We start from the raw sequence: 15,809 nt of genomic DNA on the forward strand, positions 1-15,809 counted from the left end.
TCCTTTGCGTTCCAATCATGGTATAATATTTATATAAATTCTGAATAATTAATATTGACATCTATAATAGTTTTTTTAAAGGAGGCAGCACAATGCCATTACCTCAAGACAGCAATAAGAAATATACATACGCTGATTATTTAAAATGGTCAGATGAAAAAAGATGGGAAATCATTGATGGTGTTCCTTATATGCTTGCTGCTCCATCATGGCAGCATCAAGCTATTTCTCGTGAATTAATCTTGCAATTTGGTAATTATTTACGAGATAAACCCTGTCAAATATTTGCAGCCCCTTTTGATTTACGTATTCCACAATTAGACGAAAAAGATGAAGATACAAAATTTGTATTTCAACCTGATATAACTATTGTCTGCGATAAAAGTGGTCTTAAAGATACAGGCTATTTCGGTGTTCCACCTTTAATCATCGAAATAACATCTTCTTCCACTGCGAAGAGGGATAAAATACTGAAATTTAATGCTTATGAGAGGGCAGGAGTAAAAGAATATTGGATTACAGAACCCGAATATAAAACGGTCATGGTATTTAAACTTGGAGATAACCATAGATATGGAAGGCCTGATATATATTCAGATGAAGACCAAATAAAAGTAGGTATTTTTCAAGACCTGGTAATTGACTTAAAACCTGTTTTTGCCTTGGTTTAAAAAAACCTGCATCTACATTGTGTAGACGCAGGTTTTTCACTACTTCAATAAGGCGTTCTGGAGTATAAATGCACCAAACACTACTGATACCATTGAAAGAAGTTTTATCAATATATTCAGTGAAGGACCCGATGTATCCTTAAACGGATCGCCAACCGTATCACCTACAACAGCAGCCTTATGAGCATCAGATCCCTTTCCGCCGTGATTACCTGCTTCGATGTACTTCTTGGCATTGTCCCATGCACCACCTGCGTTAGCCATCATGATAGCCAGTACAAAGCCGGTAACCGTGGCTCCAGCCAATATACCAGCCACCGCATTGGGTCCAAGTAAAAGGCCCACTACAATAGGCACTATTATAGCCGTTAAAGCTGGCAAAATCATCTCTTTCTGTGCCGCTCTTGTGCAAATATCTACGCATCTGGCGTAATCAGGTTTGGTCTTACCCTCCATAAGACCTTTTATCTCTCTAAATTGCCTTCTCACTTCAACAACTATCTGCTGGGCAGCTCTACCAACCGCCTTCATGGTCATCGATGAAAACAGGAAAGGCAACATCCCGCCTATGAATAAACCTACAAGCACAGGCGGATTTAGCAGGCTTATATCAAACTTGAAGTCTAAAGACTGTTTCTTGACAATGAGATCGATTTCATCTTTGTACGCCGCTATAAGTGCCAATGCCGTTAGAGCAGCAGAACCTATAGCAAACCCTTTACCTGTTGCTGCAGTAGTATTGCCCAGGGAATCAAGGGCATCGGTCCTCTGCCTTACCTCCTTGTCCTGATGGGACATTTCAGCAATACCTCCGGCATTGTCTGCCACAGGTCCATAGGCATCAGTAGCAAGGGTTATACCCAATGTGCTCAACATGCCAACAGCCGCTATAGCAACGCCATATAATCCCTGATTGAAATTGGTAGCTCCGCCTGCCAGATAAAAGCTAGCCAGAACTGCTGCACTGACTATGGCAATAGGCACAGCAGTTGACAGCATTCCCAGTGACATACCACCAATAATAACTGTAGCAGGACCCGTCAGAGATGTACTCGACAAATCCTGTGTGGGCTTATAGGTATCTGATGTAAAGTACTCAGTGGAAAATCCGATAAGAACACCAGCTACCAATCCACTCAATATAGCGAAATAGACTCCAACGTGTTCAAATCCCAATACTCTTGTTACCAGGAAATAAGATAATATGGCTATTAATATAGCGCTTAAATTGGTGCCCGTCCTCAAGGCGTTTAACAATACCTTTTGCTCTGCCTTCTCTCCTGATCTCACAAAAAACGTTCCAACTATCGACGCCAGAACGCCTACGGCTGCCATAGTCATGGGTATCGTAACGCCTTTTATACCCAATCCAGCGGCTACAGCCAGCGCACTTGTGGACACAATTGATCCCACATAGGACTCATAAAGGTCCGCTCCCATACCAGCCACATCTCCAACGTTGTCACCCACGTTATCAGCGATAACAGCTGGATTTCTGGGATCGTCCTCAGGAATACCCGCCTCTACCTTACCTACGAGGTCAGCTCCCACATCTGCTGCCTTGGTATATATACCGCCACCTACCCTGGCAAACAATGCCATAGAACTGGCTCCCATACCAAAGGTAAGCATGGCACTGGTGACGTTTTGTATCCTGGCAGCTTCTTCAAGGCCTCTATAGAACCAGTTTAAAAAGTAAAACCAGAAGCTCAAATCCAGTAGTCCAAGACCTACGACGGTTAATCCCATAACCGTACCACTGGAAAATGCGACCCTCAGTCCAAAATTCAGGCTCTTCTTAGCCGCATTAGTCGTCCTGGCATTGGCATATGTAGCAATTTTCATGCCTATAAAACCAGAAAGACCTGAGAAAAAGCCTCCCGTTACAAATGCAAAGGGAACGAAGTAAGTTAAATAGCCATTAAACGCCAGAATCAAAAGTATTACAAACATGACCGCAAAAAAAAGTGCAACACCTGTATACTGCCTCTTGAGATACGCATTTGCACCCTCTCTAATCGCCGCCGCAATAGACTTCATCTGCTCCGTACCCTCATCCTGCTTTAGTACCCATCTGGCCTGGTACAACGCAAACAAAAGTGCTATGGCGGATCCAATAGGTGCCAACAACAATAAGTCCATAAACCAGGTCCCCCTTATATTAAAAATAATTAAAATTTAAACCCACCTTATTATATAAAAACATTAATAATTAGTAAAACGCTTTATTTCTTCATAAGCGCCGTTTTTTTAAATAAAAACGGCTATTTTCTCTCTTGCGCTCCATATTTCTCACTCAATCTCGTTTTTAAACTTTCTCAAACAGCCCTTAAATTTTTCTACAGAGGTATTGACTATTAAATCCTCCGGTACCTCTGCTTCCTTTATGATCTCATAAGCTTTATCAAATCTACCTATGTCAAAGGCGATATGGGCGTCACTGCCAATAGATAGCATAACCCCGTACTTTTTAGCCAGCCTTGCAATATTTAAACAATTTTCATAGCTGCCTTTCCGGCTGCCCATAAAAGTACCGTTATTGATCTCCAACATCTTTCCGTATTTTTTAGCTGCTTTCACCACTTCTTCCTGATCGATAGGATACCTGGGATTACCCGGATGGGCTATTATATCCACATAGGGGTTTTGCAAAGCATTTATCAACGCTTCAGTATTTTCCTCTACACCCCCACCAGGATAGCAGACCTCATGCAAGCTGGCAATAACCACATCCATCTTTTCCAGATACCTCTCTGAAATGTCCAGTTTCCCATCATATCCCAGGATATTGGCTTCAATGCCTTTTAAAATCCGTACACCGTAAATGATATCAGGGATCACTCTTAAGTTGCCAAAGTAGTACTCATGGGGTCCACCTGGCATAGCCGGACCGTGTTCTGTTATACATATGAGCTCAAGTCCTTTATCTGATGCCATTTTGGCTATTTCCATAACGGTGCTGTAGGCATGACCTCCTGCAATAGTATGGCTGTGAGTATCCAGTACAAATTTCAATTACGATCACCCTTCCTCTCCGCTATCAATTTGTTGCAAAAGCCGCCTGTTCAATTCCTGGGCTGCATTATAACCCATGGTTTTTTGTCTGTGATTCATGGCAGCTACCTCCATTATGATAGCCAGGTTTCGCCCTGGCCTAACCGGTATAGTCAGCTTGGGGCGGTTTATACCCATTATCTCCATGTACTCGTCTTCAAGCCCCAATCTATCGTAATATTTCCCCTCCTGCCATTCCTCCAGCTGTACAATCATATCTATTTCTTTGCTATTTCTTATGGCGCCAACGCCATAGAGGTTTTTGACATCAAGTATACCAATACCGCGAATTTCAATAAAATGCCTTATCAGCTCAGGGGCAGACCCTACCAAAGTATTTTCTCCAACCTTTCTTATCTCTACGGCATCGTCGGCTACCAATCTATGACCCCTCTTCACCAATTCTAGAGCAGTCTCACTTTTACCTATGCCGCTTTCGCCCAAAATCAGTATGCCCAGTCCATACACATCTACCAAAACCCCATGGAGAGTAATCCTGGGCGCCAGTTCCTCATTCAAATAATTGATCAGCCTGTTTATAAACTTGGTGGATTCTTCTGTGGTTCTCAGAAGATACCTACCGTATTTTTGAGCAGCGTTTATTATCTCGGGCCTTATGTCCAATCCCCTTGTCACTATAAGGCAAGGTATAGCATAACTTAAAAGCCTATCTGCTCTCTCGTATTTTAGCTCATCGCTCAACGAGTTAAAAAATGATGTCTCGACCATACCCATGACCTGCACTCGCTCGTAGGCAAAATGCTTGTAATATCCGTCAAGCTGCAAGCCTGGCCTATTTATATCTATGGTTGTTATAGGTATTTTTTCTTTAGCCTCTACCACGACCTCCAGTCCCAGGTCTTTTATCATTTTTTCCACTGTTATACTGATCGCCAATTTTTAATCCCCCTTATCCTTCTCGACACCCTGCCTGTGAAAATACTCGTAAACAGAAAGGGCCGTCTTACTATTCATACCTTTCACTTTTTTAAGCTCATCCAAGGTCGCATTTTTGATCTTCTCTATTGAACCAAAATGACTCAAAAGGGCTTTTTTCCGCGCCTCTCCTATCCCTATTATATCATCTAATATCGATTTAGTCACAGCTTTATCTCTCAAAACCCTGTGGTATGTTATGGCAAACCTATGAGCTTCCTCCTGAATCCTCGCTATCAATTTAAACGCACGGGATGTGATAGGCAACCCAACTTCACCTCCCATATAAATCAAGCCTCGTGTCTTGTGTTTATCATCTTTTACCATACCGCATACAGGTATATCCACTTTCATATCTTTCAACACTTCAAGTATCGCATTGACGTGACCATGTCCTCCATCAATAAGTATGAGATCAGGTAATACGGCAAATTTATCGTCATCTTCTCTTTTAGAATGCTCAAACCGCCTTATGATAACCTCCTGCATGCTGCTATAATCATCAGGACCTGAAACGGTTTTTATCTTAAAGCGCCTGTAATCGCTCTTTTTTGGCCTGCCATCTTCGAATACCACCATTGAAGCCACCGATTCATAACCCTGTATATTTGATATGTCATAAGCTTCTAATCTGTACGGCGGTTTTTCAAGGCCCAACGCATCGGCTAGCTCGATAGAAGCTTTATCGGTAACGACTCTATCCTTTTTTTTGTCCGAATTGCTGAGAGCTATCGTCTTATTAAGTGTCTCTTCGGCATTGTTTTTTACCATTTTTACAAGATCCAACTTCTCGCCTCTCTTAGGTACGAACACCTTTACCTTTGAACCCCTGCGCTCAGAAAGCCATCTCGACAGCAATTCCTCTTCACCTGTAGGGCACATGAGCAGTACTTCTCTAGGGATAAACGACACTTCAGAATAATACTGTTTAAGAAAAGCAGCCATTATTTCTCCGTCTTCCATTTCCTCGGTATCTTTTAAGATATGACTATCCCTATCCACCAACTTACCCTTTCTTATAAAAAATACCTGTACACAGGTTCTATTGCCGTTACGCGCCAGCGCCACCACATCCACGTCGCCCATGTCCAGTTTTAAAACCTTTTGCTTTTCCATCAATTTTTCTATAGCTGATATCTGATCCCTTAACCTTGCAGCCCTCTCAAAATCCAGATTATCCGCCGCCAATTTCATCTCCTCTTTCAGCATATCTATAAGTTTATCCTGCTTTCCATCCAAAAACATGCTGACATCCTCACAGATCTTCTGGTATTCTTCCTGAGAAATCCTCCCCGTACACGGCGCCGAGCACTTCCCTATATGATAATAAAGGCATTCTCTTATCTTCCCAGCCTTTTTTTCTATGTCTATATTGCACGACCTTATAGGAAACATTTTTCTTATCACGTCAATAGTTTCCCTTACTGCATATGCGCTGGAATACGGTCCATAATATTTAGATCCATCTTTCACCACTTTTCTTGTAAACATGATCCTGGGATATTTTTCGCTGGTAATCCTTATATACGGATAGTTTTTATCGTCTCTCAAAAGGATATTGTATTTAGGCCTGTTCTCTTTTATCAAATTACATTCCAGTATCAGCGCTTCTAACTCTGAGTCGGTTATTATATATTCAAAATCAGCAATATTGTTTACCATTGCCCGCACCTTTGGAGGATGGTTTTTAGAATTCTGGAAATACTGCCTCACCCTGTTTTTTAGCGAAACAGCCTTTCCTACATATATGATTTCATTTTTGTCATTCTTCATGATATAAACGCCTGGCTCGTCAGGCAACAACTTTAACTTTTGCTGCAAATCTACCATAGCATCACCTCCTGAGATATGCCGATATCACATCTCTCGCAATGGGGGCAGCGGCAATACCTCCAGCCCCACCATGTTCCACTATTACTGCCACAACTATTTGTGGATTTTCTGCAGGGGCAAAGCCAACAAACCACGCGTCATCCTCTTTCTTCCCTGTCTGGGCTGTTCCCGTTTTGCCAGCTACCTGTATACCGTTTATACCTGCTGCGGTTCCCGTACCGCTGTTCACCACAGATATCATCATATCCTTTATAACAGCTGCAATATCCGGCGTCACCGGCGTCAAATAGACCTGTGGCGATGTCCTTTGGACCACCCGGCCATCGGAGGTTATCACCTCCGATACCAGATACGGCTGCATCATAACACCATTATTTGCTATTGCCGATGTGATCATAGCCATTTGAAGTGGGGTTACCTGAACCTCTCCCTGCCCTATTGACCTCTCGGCCAATTCCACATTATCCGAAAAAAGCTTAAAAGGAGGAAAAGTACTCCTGGTTACGGGCAAATCAAAATTCACATCCCGGTTAAAGCCAAAAGCCTCCGCCATCTTCATCATATTGCTTTTGCCTACATCCAGTCCTATCTTTACGAACGTAGTATTACACGAAACGGTGAAAGCCTGCTTAATATTGAGGTTGCCATGAGCTTCGCCCTGATAATCGGATATTTTGTTGCCATTCACCACCACATAGCCTTTGCAAGTGTAAATTTTATCCTTTATGTCTGTCACATACTTTAGTGCAGCACTGGCCGTCACAATTTTAAAAGTAGAACCCGGTGCATACAGGCCATTTAATGCCCTGTTCAGCAAAGGACTATTTGGATCGCTATTTAATTGTTTCCAGTCTTGATCTATGGTGTTGGGATCAAAGGTGGGCTTTGAAACCAGTGCCAGGATAGCCCCTGTCTTCGGATCCATGGCTACTACTGCCCCTCTGTTATTTCCCAGGGAATTATAGGCGATTTTTTGAAGATCAGCGTCCAGTGTCAGCTTCAAATTATCCCCGATTTTGCTCCTGCCTAAAATCTCCGATCGCAGTACGTCAATGGGCCTATTGCTGCCTAAACCCAATAGCACCCTATTGTAGTAGGCCTCCAATCCCATATTGCCATACCTTAAGCTCCTGTAACCCACCACCGGTGAAAAAATTCTTCCATCAGGGTATACCACATTCCAGTAATCATCGTTTCCCTTTACACTGTATGCCAATACTTTTCCATTTCTATCAAAGATACTGCCTTTCTTTACCTTGCGCTCTTCTATTAATGCTCTGGTATTATATGGATTTGACAGCAGTCTAGGGGCATAAGAAACCTCAAAATAGCTCAGATATGCGATGAGGGATAGAAACATAATCGACAATATTCCAAAAACCACTTTTATATTTTTATTGGTGTTCAACATCATCACCTATTCTCTCTGAAATAGACTTTAGTATACCCAACAATATAAAGCTCATTACAATAGAACTGCCTCCATAGCTTATAAATGGCAAAGTCACACCTGTAAGTGGTATGAATTTTATCACCCCACCTATGATTGTAAACACCTGTATGCTGAACATGGCTGTAAGGCCAACCGCTACCAGCTTATCTACAGGATCTTCACACCTCAATGAAATTCTGATACCTCTGTAAAGTATCAAAAAATACATGAAGATAAGAGCAGCCGCACCTAAAAAGCCCATTTCCTCACTTATAGCTGAAAAAATAAAGTCCGTGTAAACCGCTGGAATCAATTCAGGATGGCCCAATCCAAGACCTGTTCCCAGATATCCTCCCGAAGATATAGCCAGAAGGGACTGGACAATCTGATACCCCTTGCCGGGCACATCTATCCACGGATTCAACCAGGCGTAAATCCTTATTCTCACGTGTTCAAATATATAGAAACTCATTACACCACCTGCGCCCAGCGCAGCAAGCCCCAAGCCCGTATAAATAAGGTTTGATGTAGCCACGTATACCATGATCAAACCCGTAAGATAAAATATAAGCGCGGAACCCAGATCCTTTTGAAGCATCAAAAGCAATACCAATGACAATGTTATGCCAAAGGCATACAATACCTTTTTGTCTTCTCCTTTTTTCATGAGAAAGTTAGCCATAAATAAGATGTATAAAAGTTTTACAAACTCTGATGGCTGAAATGTGATGCCATCAATACTAAGCCAGTTGGTAGATCCACCAACTTCTTTGCCAAACACCAGCGTTACAACAAGCAGTGCTATTCCCAAAACTATATATATCGAGTAGTACCTATTGATCCTATCGGTAAACCTATAGAGGTACGCCGTAATGATATACAAAAGCATACCTGAAGTGACCCATACGATCTGCTTAATCGCCAGGTCAGGTTGCAACCTGTATATGATGATAAGCCCTATCTCAGCTAAAAATGTACTTATAAGAAATAGCGTAATATCCCCCTCGGGCATAAGGTACTTCATGAGAATGTATACTATTGAAAAGACGAAATCAAATACCAGTGCAATATATAAAGGTTCCACTTTAGCTGGCATCTTATATATAGCTAAAAGAGCAAACGCGATGAAGCTCATAAAATATATTAAATAAAAGAGCTTTCGGTATATTTTCTCCTGTACGTCCATTTTATTTTCTCTCCATGTCAATTGAAATTTTCGATGAACTTGAATTCTTCAGTTCCAAAGGAAATAATATCGCCGGATTTTAACCTTACAGGTTTTCTCACCCGTCTTCCGTTCACAAAAGTCCCGTTGGTGCTCTTGAGGTCGTCCAACCAGAACTTTCCGCCCTTTTTATATATCTGGGCATGCTTGCTAGATACAAACTCGTTTTTTAGCACCACATCGCAATCGCTAGCACGCCCAATGGTTGTCACATTGTACAGGGTATAATTATCAAAAGGCGATCTTAAAGAGACAATGTGGGCCTTTGTCTCTATATCCCTTATATCTTTCTCACTTGCATCGTTTTTTATATCTAGATACAATAATCTCAAGACATTGTATAAAAAATAATATATTATGGCTATAAACACAAACCTCAATACCCATGCAATCGCATTATACATATCTTCACCTCAATAAACTTACGGGTATTATTATTATAACATAATTTTTACAACACTTGAACCTTAAGAATCTTCTTGTTGATATATGATAAAAAAATAAAGCACGATTTGTTGTGCTTTATTTTATAAAATTTGCTAATTACATATTAACATTTACGCTATCGAACTCTTTTCTTTAAACAATATCTTTTTTAGATACTGACCCGTATAAGAGTTCTCGTTCATGGCCACCTCTTCAGGGGTACCACAGGCAACTACCCTACCGCCTCTATCGCCGCCATCAGGGCCTAAATCAATGATATAGTCAGCAGTCTTTATAACATCCATATTGTGTTCAATGACTATTATAGAATTGCCACCTTCTACCAACCTGTTTAACACCTCGATAAGCTTTTCTACGTCGGCCATGTGAAGGCCTGTCGTAGGCTCATCAAGGATATATATAGTTCTCCCTGTGGCCTTTCTGCTCAACTCTGTCGCCAGCTTTATTCTCTGAGCCTCTCCTCCTGACAGCTGGGTGGAAGGCTGACCAAGCCTGATATATCCAAGCCCTACATCGTGTAATGTCATCAGTTTGTTTTTGATCCTAGGTATGTTTTCAAAAAACTCCAGCGCTTCATCAACAGTCATATCCAGTACATCCGCTATGTTCTTGCCCTTATACTTTATCTCCAGTGTTTCTCTATTGTACCTCTTACCTTTGCATACCTCGCATGGCACATAGACATCTGATAAAAAGTGCATCTCTATTTTTATTATCCCATCACCGTGACAGGCTTCACAGCGTCCGCCTTTTACATTGAAACTGAATCTACCCTGCTTATAGCCTCTCATCTTGGCCTCAGGGGTAAGAGAAAATACCTCTCTTATATAGTCAAACACTCCGGTATAAGTAGCAGGATTTGACCTCGGCGTCCTTCCTATAGGTGATTGGTCGATGTTTATCACCTTATCAAGATTTTCCACACCCAGTATGCAATCATGATCCCCAGGTATCTCTTTAGCTTTATTTAGTTGTCTTGCAAGGCTTTTATAAAGTATCTCATTTACAAGAGTACTTTTACCTGATCCAGAAACACCTGTCACACATGTAATCACGCCCAGTGGTATTTCTACATCAATATTCTTTAAGTTGTTTTCCCTCGCCCCTTTTATAATAAGCCATTTTCCATTGGGTTTTCTTCGCTGGGAAGGCACCTCTATTTTCCTTATACCGCTTAGATACTGACCTGTTATGGATTCCTTGCATTTTTTTATCTCATCGATGGTACCAGCGGCGACTATCCTTCCACCGTTTTCCCCCGCTCCAGGCCCTACATCTATAATATAGTCAGAAGCATACATGGTATCCTCATCGTGCTCTACCACTATAAGGGTATTCCCTAGATCTCTCAGGTGCTTAAGGGTCTTTATAAGTTTATCATTATCCTTCTGATGCAGCCCTATACTGGGCTCATCCAGGATATAAAGTACTCCCATCAGGCCCGATCCAATTTGACTGGCCAGCCTTATCCTCTGGGCTTCTCCTCCGGATAAAGTCCCTGCGGAACGGGACAGCGTCAGATAATCCAATCCCACATCTATCAAAAAGCCCAATCGGGCGTTTATCTCTTTCAAGATCTGATTCGCTATGATCCTATGCTTTTCACTTAACTCTAGCGTTTCAAAAAATCTCTTCAGCTCTATAATAGACATATCGCTTAGTTCCGCTATAGATTTACCACCTACTGTAACCGAAAGGCTCTCCTTTTTGAGCCTTGTACCCTTGCATGTATCACACGGAATGATTCTCATGTATTTTTCTATTTCTTCCTTTATCACCTGTGATTGGGTTTCATGATATCGCCTCTCCAGATTGTTTATAATACCTTCAAAACTCGCTTCGTAATAACGCCCATCAGACCCTTTTACTCTCACCTTTTTAGCTCCGATGCCGTAGAGAAGTATATTGAGTTTATCGCCCAGTTCCTGCAATGGGGTGTTAAGATCAATGCCATATTCTTTAGCGACAGCCAAAAGCACTTTATAAGTCCAGCTGTCCTCAGAAGCAATCCACGTATTTATGGCGCCATCTAAAATAGATTTTGACATATCTAAAAGCAACTCTGGATCGACTTTCATATTAAAACCCAATCCGCTGCAATCAGGACATGCACCATAGGGACTGTTAAATGAAAACATCCTGGGCGTTAGCTCTTCGATGCTTATGCCACAATCTGGACAGGCCAGATTCTGACTAAACAGCATGTCCTCGCCATCCAGTACATTTATCACCACCAGCCCATCTGCCAGCTCCAACGCTGTTTCGATGGAGTCAGCCAACCTGCTCCTTATATCCTCCCTTACGATAAGCCTGTCCACTACCACGTCGATATTATGTTTTTTATTTTTATCTAGCTTAATCTCCTCGCCGATATCGTAAATATTCCCATCAATTCTTAACCTTACATAACCCGCCTTTCTTATATCATTGATGAGCTTTACATACTCTCCTTTCCTCCCGCGCACCACGGGCGCCAACACCTGTATCCTTGTTCTCTCTCCCAATGATAATACCCTATCAATCATCTGGTCTACCGTTTGCTGTGAAATAACCCGGCCACACTGCGGACAGTGGGGTATGCCAATGCGGGCATAAAGCAGTCTCATGTAATCGTGTATCTCGGTAATCGTGCCCACCGTAGACCTGGGATTTTTGCTGGTCGTCTTCTGATCTATGGATATGGCTGGAGATAATCCTTCGATGTAATCCACATCAGGCTTATTCATCTGCCCTAAAAACTGCCTGGCATATGCCGAAAGGGATTCCACATATCGCCTTTGTCCTTCTGCATATATGGTATCAAACGCCAACGATGATTTGCCCGACCCGCTCAAGCCCGTTATCACTACCAGCTTGTCACGGGGTATCTTCACATCAATATTTTTTAAATTATGTTCGCGGGCTCCCTTTATATAAATGTAATCAGCCATTATCTCACCTCATAAAAATAAAAGCTATCGTTGCGATAGCTTTACCATTTCTCACTTACTTATTCATATGGTGGAGATAAGGGGAGTCGAACCCCTGACCTCTACAATGCCATTGTAGCGCTCTCCCAACTGAGCTATATCCCCGTCCAACGATATATATAATACAATATTTTTTTATTCATGTCAATACGTTGTTGGAATTTTTATTGAATGTCTCGCTGGCCCGTTTTATTTACACATTCTTTAATACAAGTTCCTCCAATGCCTTTGCAAATTGATCAGGGCATGATGTATTTCCCTGACACTTAATACCTCTGAGCCTCTCGGCTGCATCCTTTACGTCCATCCCCTCTAAGAGCTTTGCCAGCCCTTGAAGGTTTCCTTTACACCCTGCCGTAAAGCTTACATTTGTGATTTTGCCGTCTATAACTTCGAATACAATTTTCCTCGAACAAACACCTTTAGGTATATAACTATACTGCATAACCTATCCTGCCTTTTTTTACAATTTTCATACATCTATTATTATAACATATAATTTATATTTATGTCTATATGATAAAAAGTTCCTTCAATTCGTAATTTACAATATTTATAAATAGATCGCTTTTGAAAAAGCTCAATAGCATCGGCAAGTGACCTTGAAGAAATGCTCTACGCTTGTTCTTCACAAAGTCACTTGCCTCAGAGGTTTAGCTTATTCGTGAACGTCTATCATAACCTTCATGGCGTGATCCCTTTGTTTTTCTATATACTCATAAGCTTTCAGATATTCTTTAAAGGGAAAGTGGTTTGTGATAAGGGGTTTGAGGCTTACTTTTTTCTGCTGGATCATTTCAATGGCTTTTATATAATCTTCTTCCATGTACATCAATGTCCCTATCAGCCTTAATTCTCTATCCTGCACCAGGCCCATATCCACGTTGACTTTCTGGCCAAACACTCCCACCACAATGATGTCTGTCCCTTTACGGGCACAATTTATCGCCTGCTCTATAGTAGAATTTACTCCCACGCATTCTAAGATCAGATCAGCTCTGTCCGGACCAAAGTTTTCTATCAATGCCTCCCTAAGATCCTTTTTGTCGGGGTTTACGCAAAAGTCTATGCCACACTTCTCAGCGATACCCAGGCGATAATCGCTCAGATCCGTTATCATGACTTTTTCTGCTCCCATCCCCTTAGCCGACTGAGCAACCAGGTTCCCTATAGGTCCTGCACCTAATACCAGAACTTTCTTGCCATTGATATCGCTGCTCCTCCTCAAAGCGTGGACAGCTACGGCCAAAGGTTCTACCATTGCTCCTTCATCGTAGCTGATGCCATCAGGAAGCCTTAAAACTTTTTTAGAATCCACAGCAAAATATTCAGAGGCCATTCCAGTGGTCTGAAAACCCATCACCTTGAGCTCTTCGCATATGTTATACCTTCCATGGGTGCAAGGATAACACCTGCCGCAATAGACCTGAGGCTGTACTGTAACCGCATCTCCTACTTTTAAACCCGTTACATTAGAACCCAGTTTCACTATCTGGCCAGATACCTCATGACCCTGGACTACAGGATAACCTGTATAGGGATGCGTGCCATGGTAGACATGGATATCCGAGCCGCATATGCCTATCCTCATTATCTTTATCAACACTTCATTGTCCCCAATTTCTGGAACAGGAATTTCCCGAAATTCTATTTTACCTGGGGACGTCATAACCGCCTGAATCATAAATAACCGCCCCTCCTTTAACTCTTTTGTGCTTATAAAAATTAATGACCATTGTTTGAAATTAATTTTAATTTTAGTATGTTGTTTTTGTCATAAATCCTCGATAAATTTGCACCTACCAGCTCTACAATCACTATCTCCGCCAGATATAATACCCTACAACCTTCTTCCAAATGGCCGGAATAAGCCTTTTCTCTGTCTGCCACCACAGCGTGCAAATGGGGTTTGCCATCCGCTATGACCCCATCTATTGATGAAAGCTCCAGCGGTTTGTCCTCCCACCTCTCAAAATGCTCCACAGGCGGATAGCCTGTGGTGGTGACCATATGCAAGATACAACGATCTAATGTGCCAATGGCCGATACTACCACCGCATCCCTGATGCCCTCTTTTTTTATCAAGTCATTTATACTTTCTAAAACATAATCTCCCTGATCCAGCCTTAAAACAAACGCTCTACCGATTTTAGGTACGGAAAAATACTCCAAATTAAGACACCTCCAATTGAAATTATATATCCATCACCTCAATATACTCTTTCATTTTCTTAATTCTCGCTTTAAATGCGTCATATAATTGTTCAGCAGTTTCCTCAATAGTTCTCTGTGAATTCGTATATATATTTTTCTTAGTCGCATAATCTACTTGTTTTATATATTCCTCTGGAATAGAAGAATGACCTGTTAACGCGCCTGAAATCCCCGCTGCTATCGCAGCGATACAATCGGTATCTCTACCCATATTAACGCCCGCTATTATGGCATCAAAGGTATTGCCTTTTACCATTTTAAAAATACAAACCGCCTTGGTAACAACCTCATTAGCATAAGTGAACTACATCGCCAATGAATTGGCGAGCTTCGTGCTCCCGATGAAACCTCGATGAAAGTCCCATCGGTACGCAACTGGGGTGTCCAACCCCACTACTGCCGTGATAGGTCTCCCTATCCTTCGCAGATACTTTTTCATTATGTTATATGCTCCTACACAATCAGCATTAAATAACTTATTGCCAATAATATACAACCCTCTGTATCTGCGATTTGATTTCTTCGCAGTCTTTTCACATACTTCTTCTTCATAAGGACTGCATTGGCTTGTGTAGCTTTCTTCTTGTTTTTCTACCCTTATTCCCTTATCTTCTGCTTTGTATGTTATCAAGCTTTCTATTCTCTTAAATGGCCATTTGTGGATTTTTTGATTGTTTACACGGCCCATATCTTTGTTTTCTCGTATGTATGTTATATCCCCTATTATTATTTTTGCTACTCCTTCTTTTTCTGCAAGTTCTATAACTTTTTTTGTAGCAGCATGAAGTAGATGGTTTATCTGTCTTTTTCTCTTTGCATATAATCTCTGTATTCTCTTCGTATCTTTGGGGTATCTATTTCCACTCGCTGATTGCTGAGCATATGCTATGGATTGATAATACGCTATCTTTTTGTCATAATATCTGTTTATGCTTAATAATTGCCTCCCTGATATGATAAATGTCTTCCCTGTTGTTATATAGCATGTCATAAGGTTATTTATACCCAAATCTATGCTCATGTATATT

13 protein-coding genes, 1 tRNA gene and 1 pseudogene are annotated in these 15,809 nt (G+C 41.5%); 1 reads left to right on the forward strand and 14 read right to left on the reverse strand.

All coding sequences use genetic code 11. From position 1 onward, the window contains the following. The first annotated feature begins 92 nt into the window (after window positions 1-92). Complete coding sequence (locus tag BUB87_RS08670) at window positions 93-671, forward strand: Uma2 family endonuclease (protein ID WP_073344188.1); 579 nt, start codon at window positions 93-95, stop codon at window positions 669-671. Between the two features lie 39 nt (window positions 672-710). Here the strand turns inward: BUB87_RS08670 and BUB87_RS08675 are convergent, their stop codons facing one another. The 14 genes and pseudogenes from BUB87_RS08675 to BUB87_RS08740 form a co-directional block, all read right to left on the reverse strand. After that, a complete protein-coding gene (locus tag BUB87_RS08675) occupies window positions 711-2,813 on the reverse strand; it encodes a sodium-translocating pyrophosphatase (protein WP_073344191.1) in 2,103 nt (700 codons plus the stop codon). Between the two features lie 150 nt (window positions 2,814-2,963). Continuing rightward, window positions 2,964-3,686, reverse strand: coding sequence for a phosphatase (locus BUB87_RS08680; protein WP_073344194.1), 723 nt, complete (start codon window positions 3,684-3,686; stop codon window positions 2,964-2,966). Window positions 3,687-3,692: 6 nt separating this feature from the next. Further along, window positions 3,693-4,616 carry an HPr(Ser) kinase/phosphatase gene (gene hprK / locus BUB87_RS08685; protein WP_268761630.1) on the reverse strand — a complete coding sequence of 308 codons (924 nt, stop codon included), beginning with the start codon at window positions 4,614-4,616 and terminating at the stop codon, window positions 3,693-3,695. A gap of 9 nt (window positions 4,617-4,625) precedes the next feature. Next, window positions 4,626-6,491: an excinuclease ABC subunit UvrC gene (uvrC, locus tag BUB87_RS08690; protein WP_073344197.1), complete on the reverse strand. Its 1,866-nt coding sequence runs from the start codon at window positions 6,489-6,491 to the stop codon at window positions 4,626-4,628. Window positions 6,492-6,495: 4 nt separating this feature from the next. Then, window positions 6,496-7,908 carry a peptidoglycan D,D-transpeptidase FtsI family protein gene (locus BUB87_RS08695; protein WP_234945999.1) on the reverse strand — a complete coding sequence of 471 codons (1,413 nt, stop codon included), beginning with the start codon at window positions 7,906-7,908 and terminating at the stop codon, window positions 6,496-6,498. Further along, window positions 7,889-9,112 (reverse strand): FtsW/RodA/SpoVE family cell cycle protein, encoded by a 1,224-nt coding sequence (locus BUB87_RS08700; RefSeq protein WP_073344200.1) that lies wholly within the window; start codon window positions 9,110-9,112, stop codon window positions 7,889-7,891. Before BUB87_RS08700 ends, BUB87_RS08695 begins: the two co-directional genes overlap by 20 nt. 17 nt (window positions 9,113-9,129) lie before the next feature. Further along, on the reverse strand, window positions 9,130-9,555 hold the full coding sequence (locus BUB87_RS08705) for an FHA domain-containing protein (protein ID WP_073344202.1): 426 nt from the start codon (window positions 9,553-9,555) through the stop codon (window positions 9,130-9,132). Between the two features lie 153 nt (window positions 9,556-9,708). Continuing rightward, entirely contained in the window at window positions 9,709-12,528 is a 2,820-nt protein-coding gene (gene uvrA, locus BUB87_RS08710) for an excinuclease ABC subunit UvrA (RefSeq protein ID WP_073344205.1), read from the reverse strand. Between the two features lie 68 nt (window positions 12,529-12,596). Then, a tRNA-Ala gene (locus tag BUB87_RS08715) sits at window positions 12,597-12,672 on the reverse strand. 88 nt (window positions 12,673-12,760) lie between these two features. After that, window positions 12,761-13,012, reverse strand: coding sequence for a TIGR03905 family TSCPD domain-containing protein (locus BUB87_RS08720; RefSeq protein ID WP_073344208.1), 252 nt, complete (start codon window positions 13,010-13,012; stop codon window positions 12,761-12,763). 213 nt (window positions 13,013-13,225) lie between these two features. Further along, window positions 13,226-14,251, reverse strand: coding sequence for a zinc-dependent alcohol dehydrogenase (locus BUB87_RS08725; RefSeq protein ID WP_073344211.1), 1,026 nt, complete (start codon window positions 14,249-14,251; stop codon window positions 13,226-13,228). A 41-nt stretch (window positions 14,252-14,292) separates the two neighbouring features. Next, window positions 14,293-14,739 (reverse strand): PPC domain-containing DNA-binding protein, encoded by a 447-nt coding sequence (locus tag BUB87_RS08730; RefSeq protein WP_073344214.1) that lies wholly within the window; start codon window positions 14,737-14,739, stop codon window positions 14,293-14,295. A gap of 22 nt (window positions 14,740-14,761) precedes the next feature. Continuing rightward, window positions 14,762-15,067 (reverse strand): annotated as a pseudogene (locus tag BUB87_RS08735) (ADP-ribosylglycohydrolase family protein); the annotation flags it as partial. 18 nt (window positions 15,068-15,085) lie between these two features. After that, window positions 15,086-15,809: RNA-guided endonuclease InsQ/TnpB family protein (locus tag BUB87_RS08740; protein WP_159432384.1), on the reverse strand; the 724-nt coding region annotated here is incomplete at its 5' end.

It is taken from the genome of Caldanaerobius fijiensis DSM 17918, assembly GCF_900129075.1.
GTDB classification, from domain to species: Bacteria; Bacillota; Thermoanaerobacteria; order Thermoanaerobacterales; family Caldanaerobiaceae; genus Caldanaerobius; species Caldanaerobius fijiensis.

Bases quoted from the DNA above. Each gene is read 5' to 3' on its own strand.
- BUB87_RS08675 (WP_073344191.1), bottom strand. From the start codon at position 2,813: ATGGACTTATTGTTGTTGGCACCTATTGGATCCGCCATAGCACTTTTG.
- BUB87_RS08695 (WP_234945999.1), bottom strand. From the start codon at position 7,908: ATGATGTTGAACACCAATAAAAATATAAAAGTGGTTTTTGGAATATTG.
- BUB87_RS08725 (WP_073344211.1), bottom strand. From the start codon at position 14,251: ATGATTCAGGCGGTTATGACGTCCCCAGGTAAAATAGAATTTCGGGAA.
- BUB87_RS08720 (WP_073344208.1), bottom strand. From the start codon at position 13,012: ATGCAGTATAGTTATATACCTAAAGGTGTTTGTTCGAGGAAAATTGTA.
- BUB87_RS08700 (WP_073344200.1), bottom strand. From the start codon at position 9,112: ATGGACGTACAGGAGAAAATATACCGAAAGCTCTTTTATTTAATATAT.
- uvrC (WP_073344197.1), bottom strand. From the start codon at position 6,491: ATGGTAGATTTGCAGCAAAAGTTAAAGTTGTTGCCTGACGAGCCAGGC.
- BUB87_RS08670 (WP_073344188.1), top strand. From the start codon at position 93: ATGCCATTACCTCAAGACAGCAATAAGAAATATACATACGCTGATTAT.
- uvrA (WP_073344205.1), bottom strand. From the start codon at position 12,528: ATGGCTGATTACATTTATATAAAGGGAGCCCGCGAACATAATTTAAAA.
- BUB87_RS08705 (WP_073344202.1), bottom strand. From the start codon at position 9,555: ATGTATAATGCGATTGCATGGGTATTGAGGTTTGTGTTTATAGCCATA.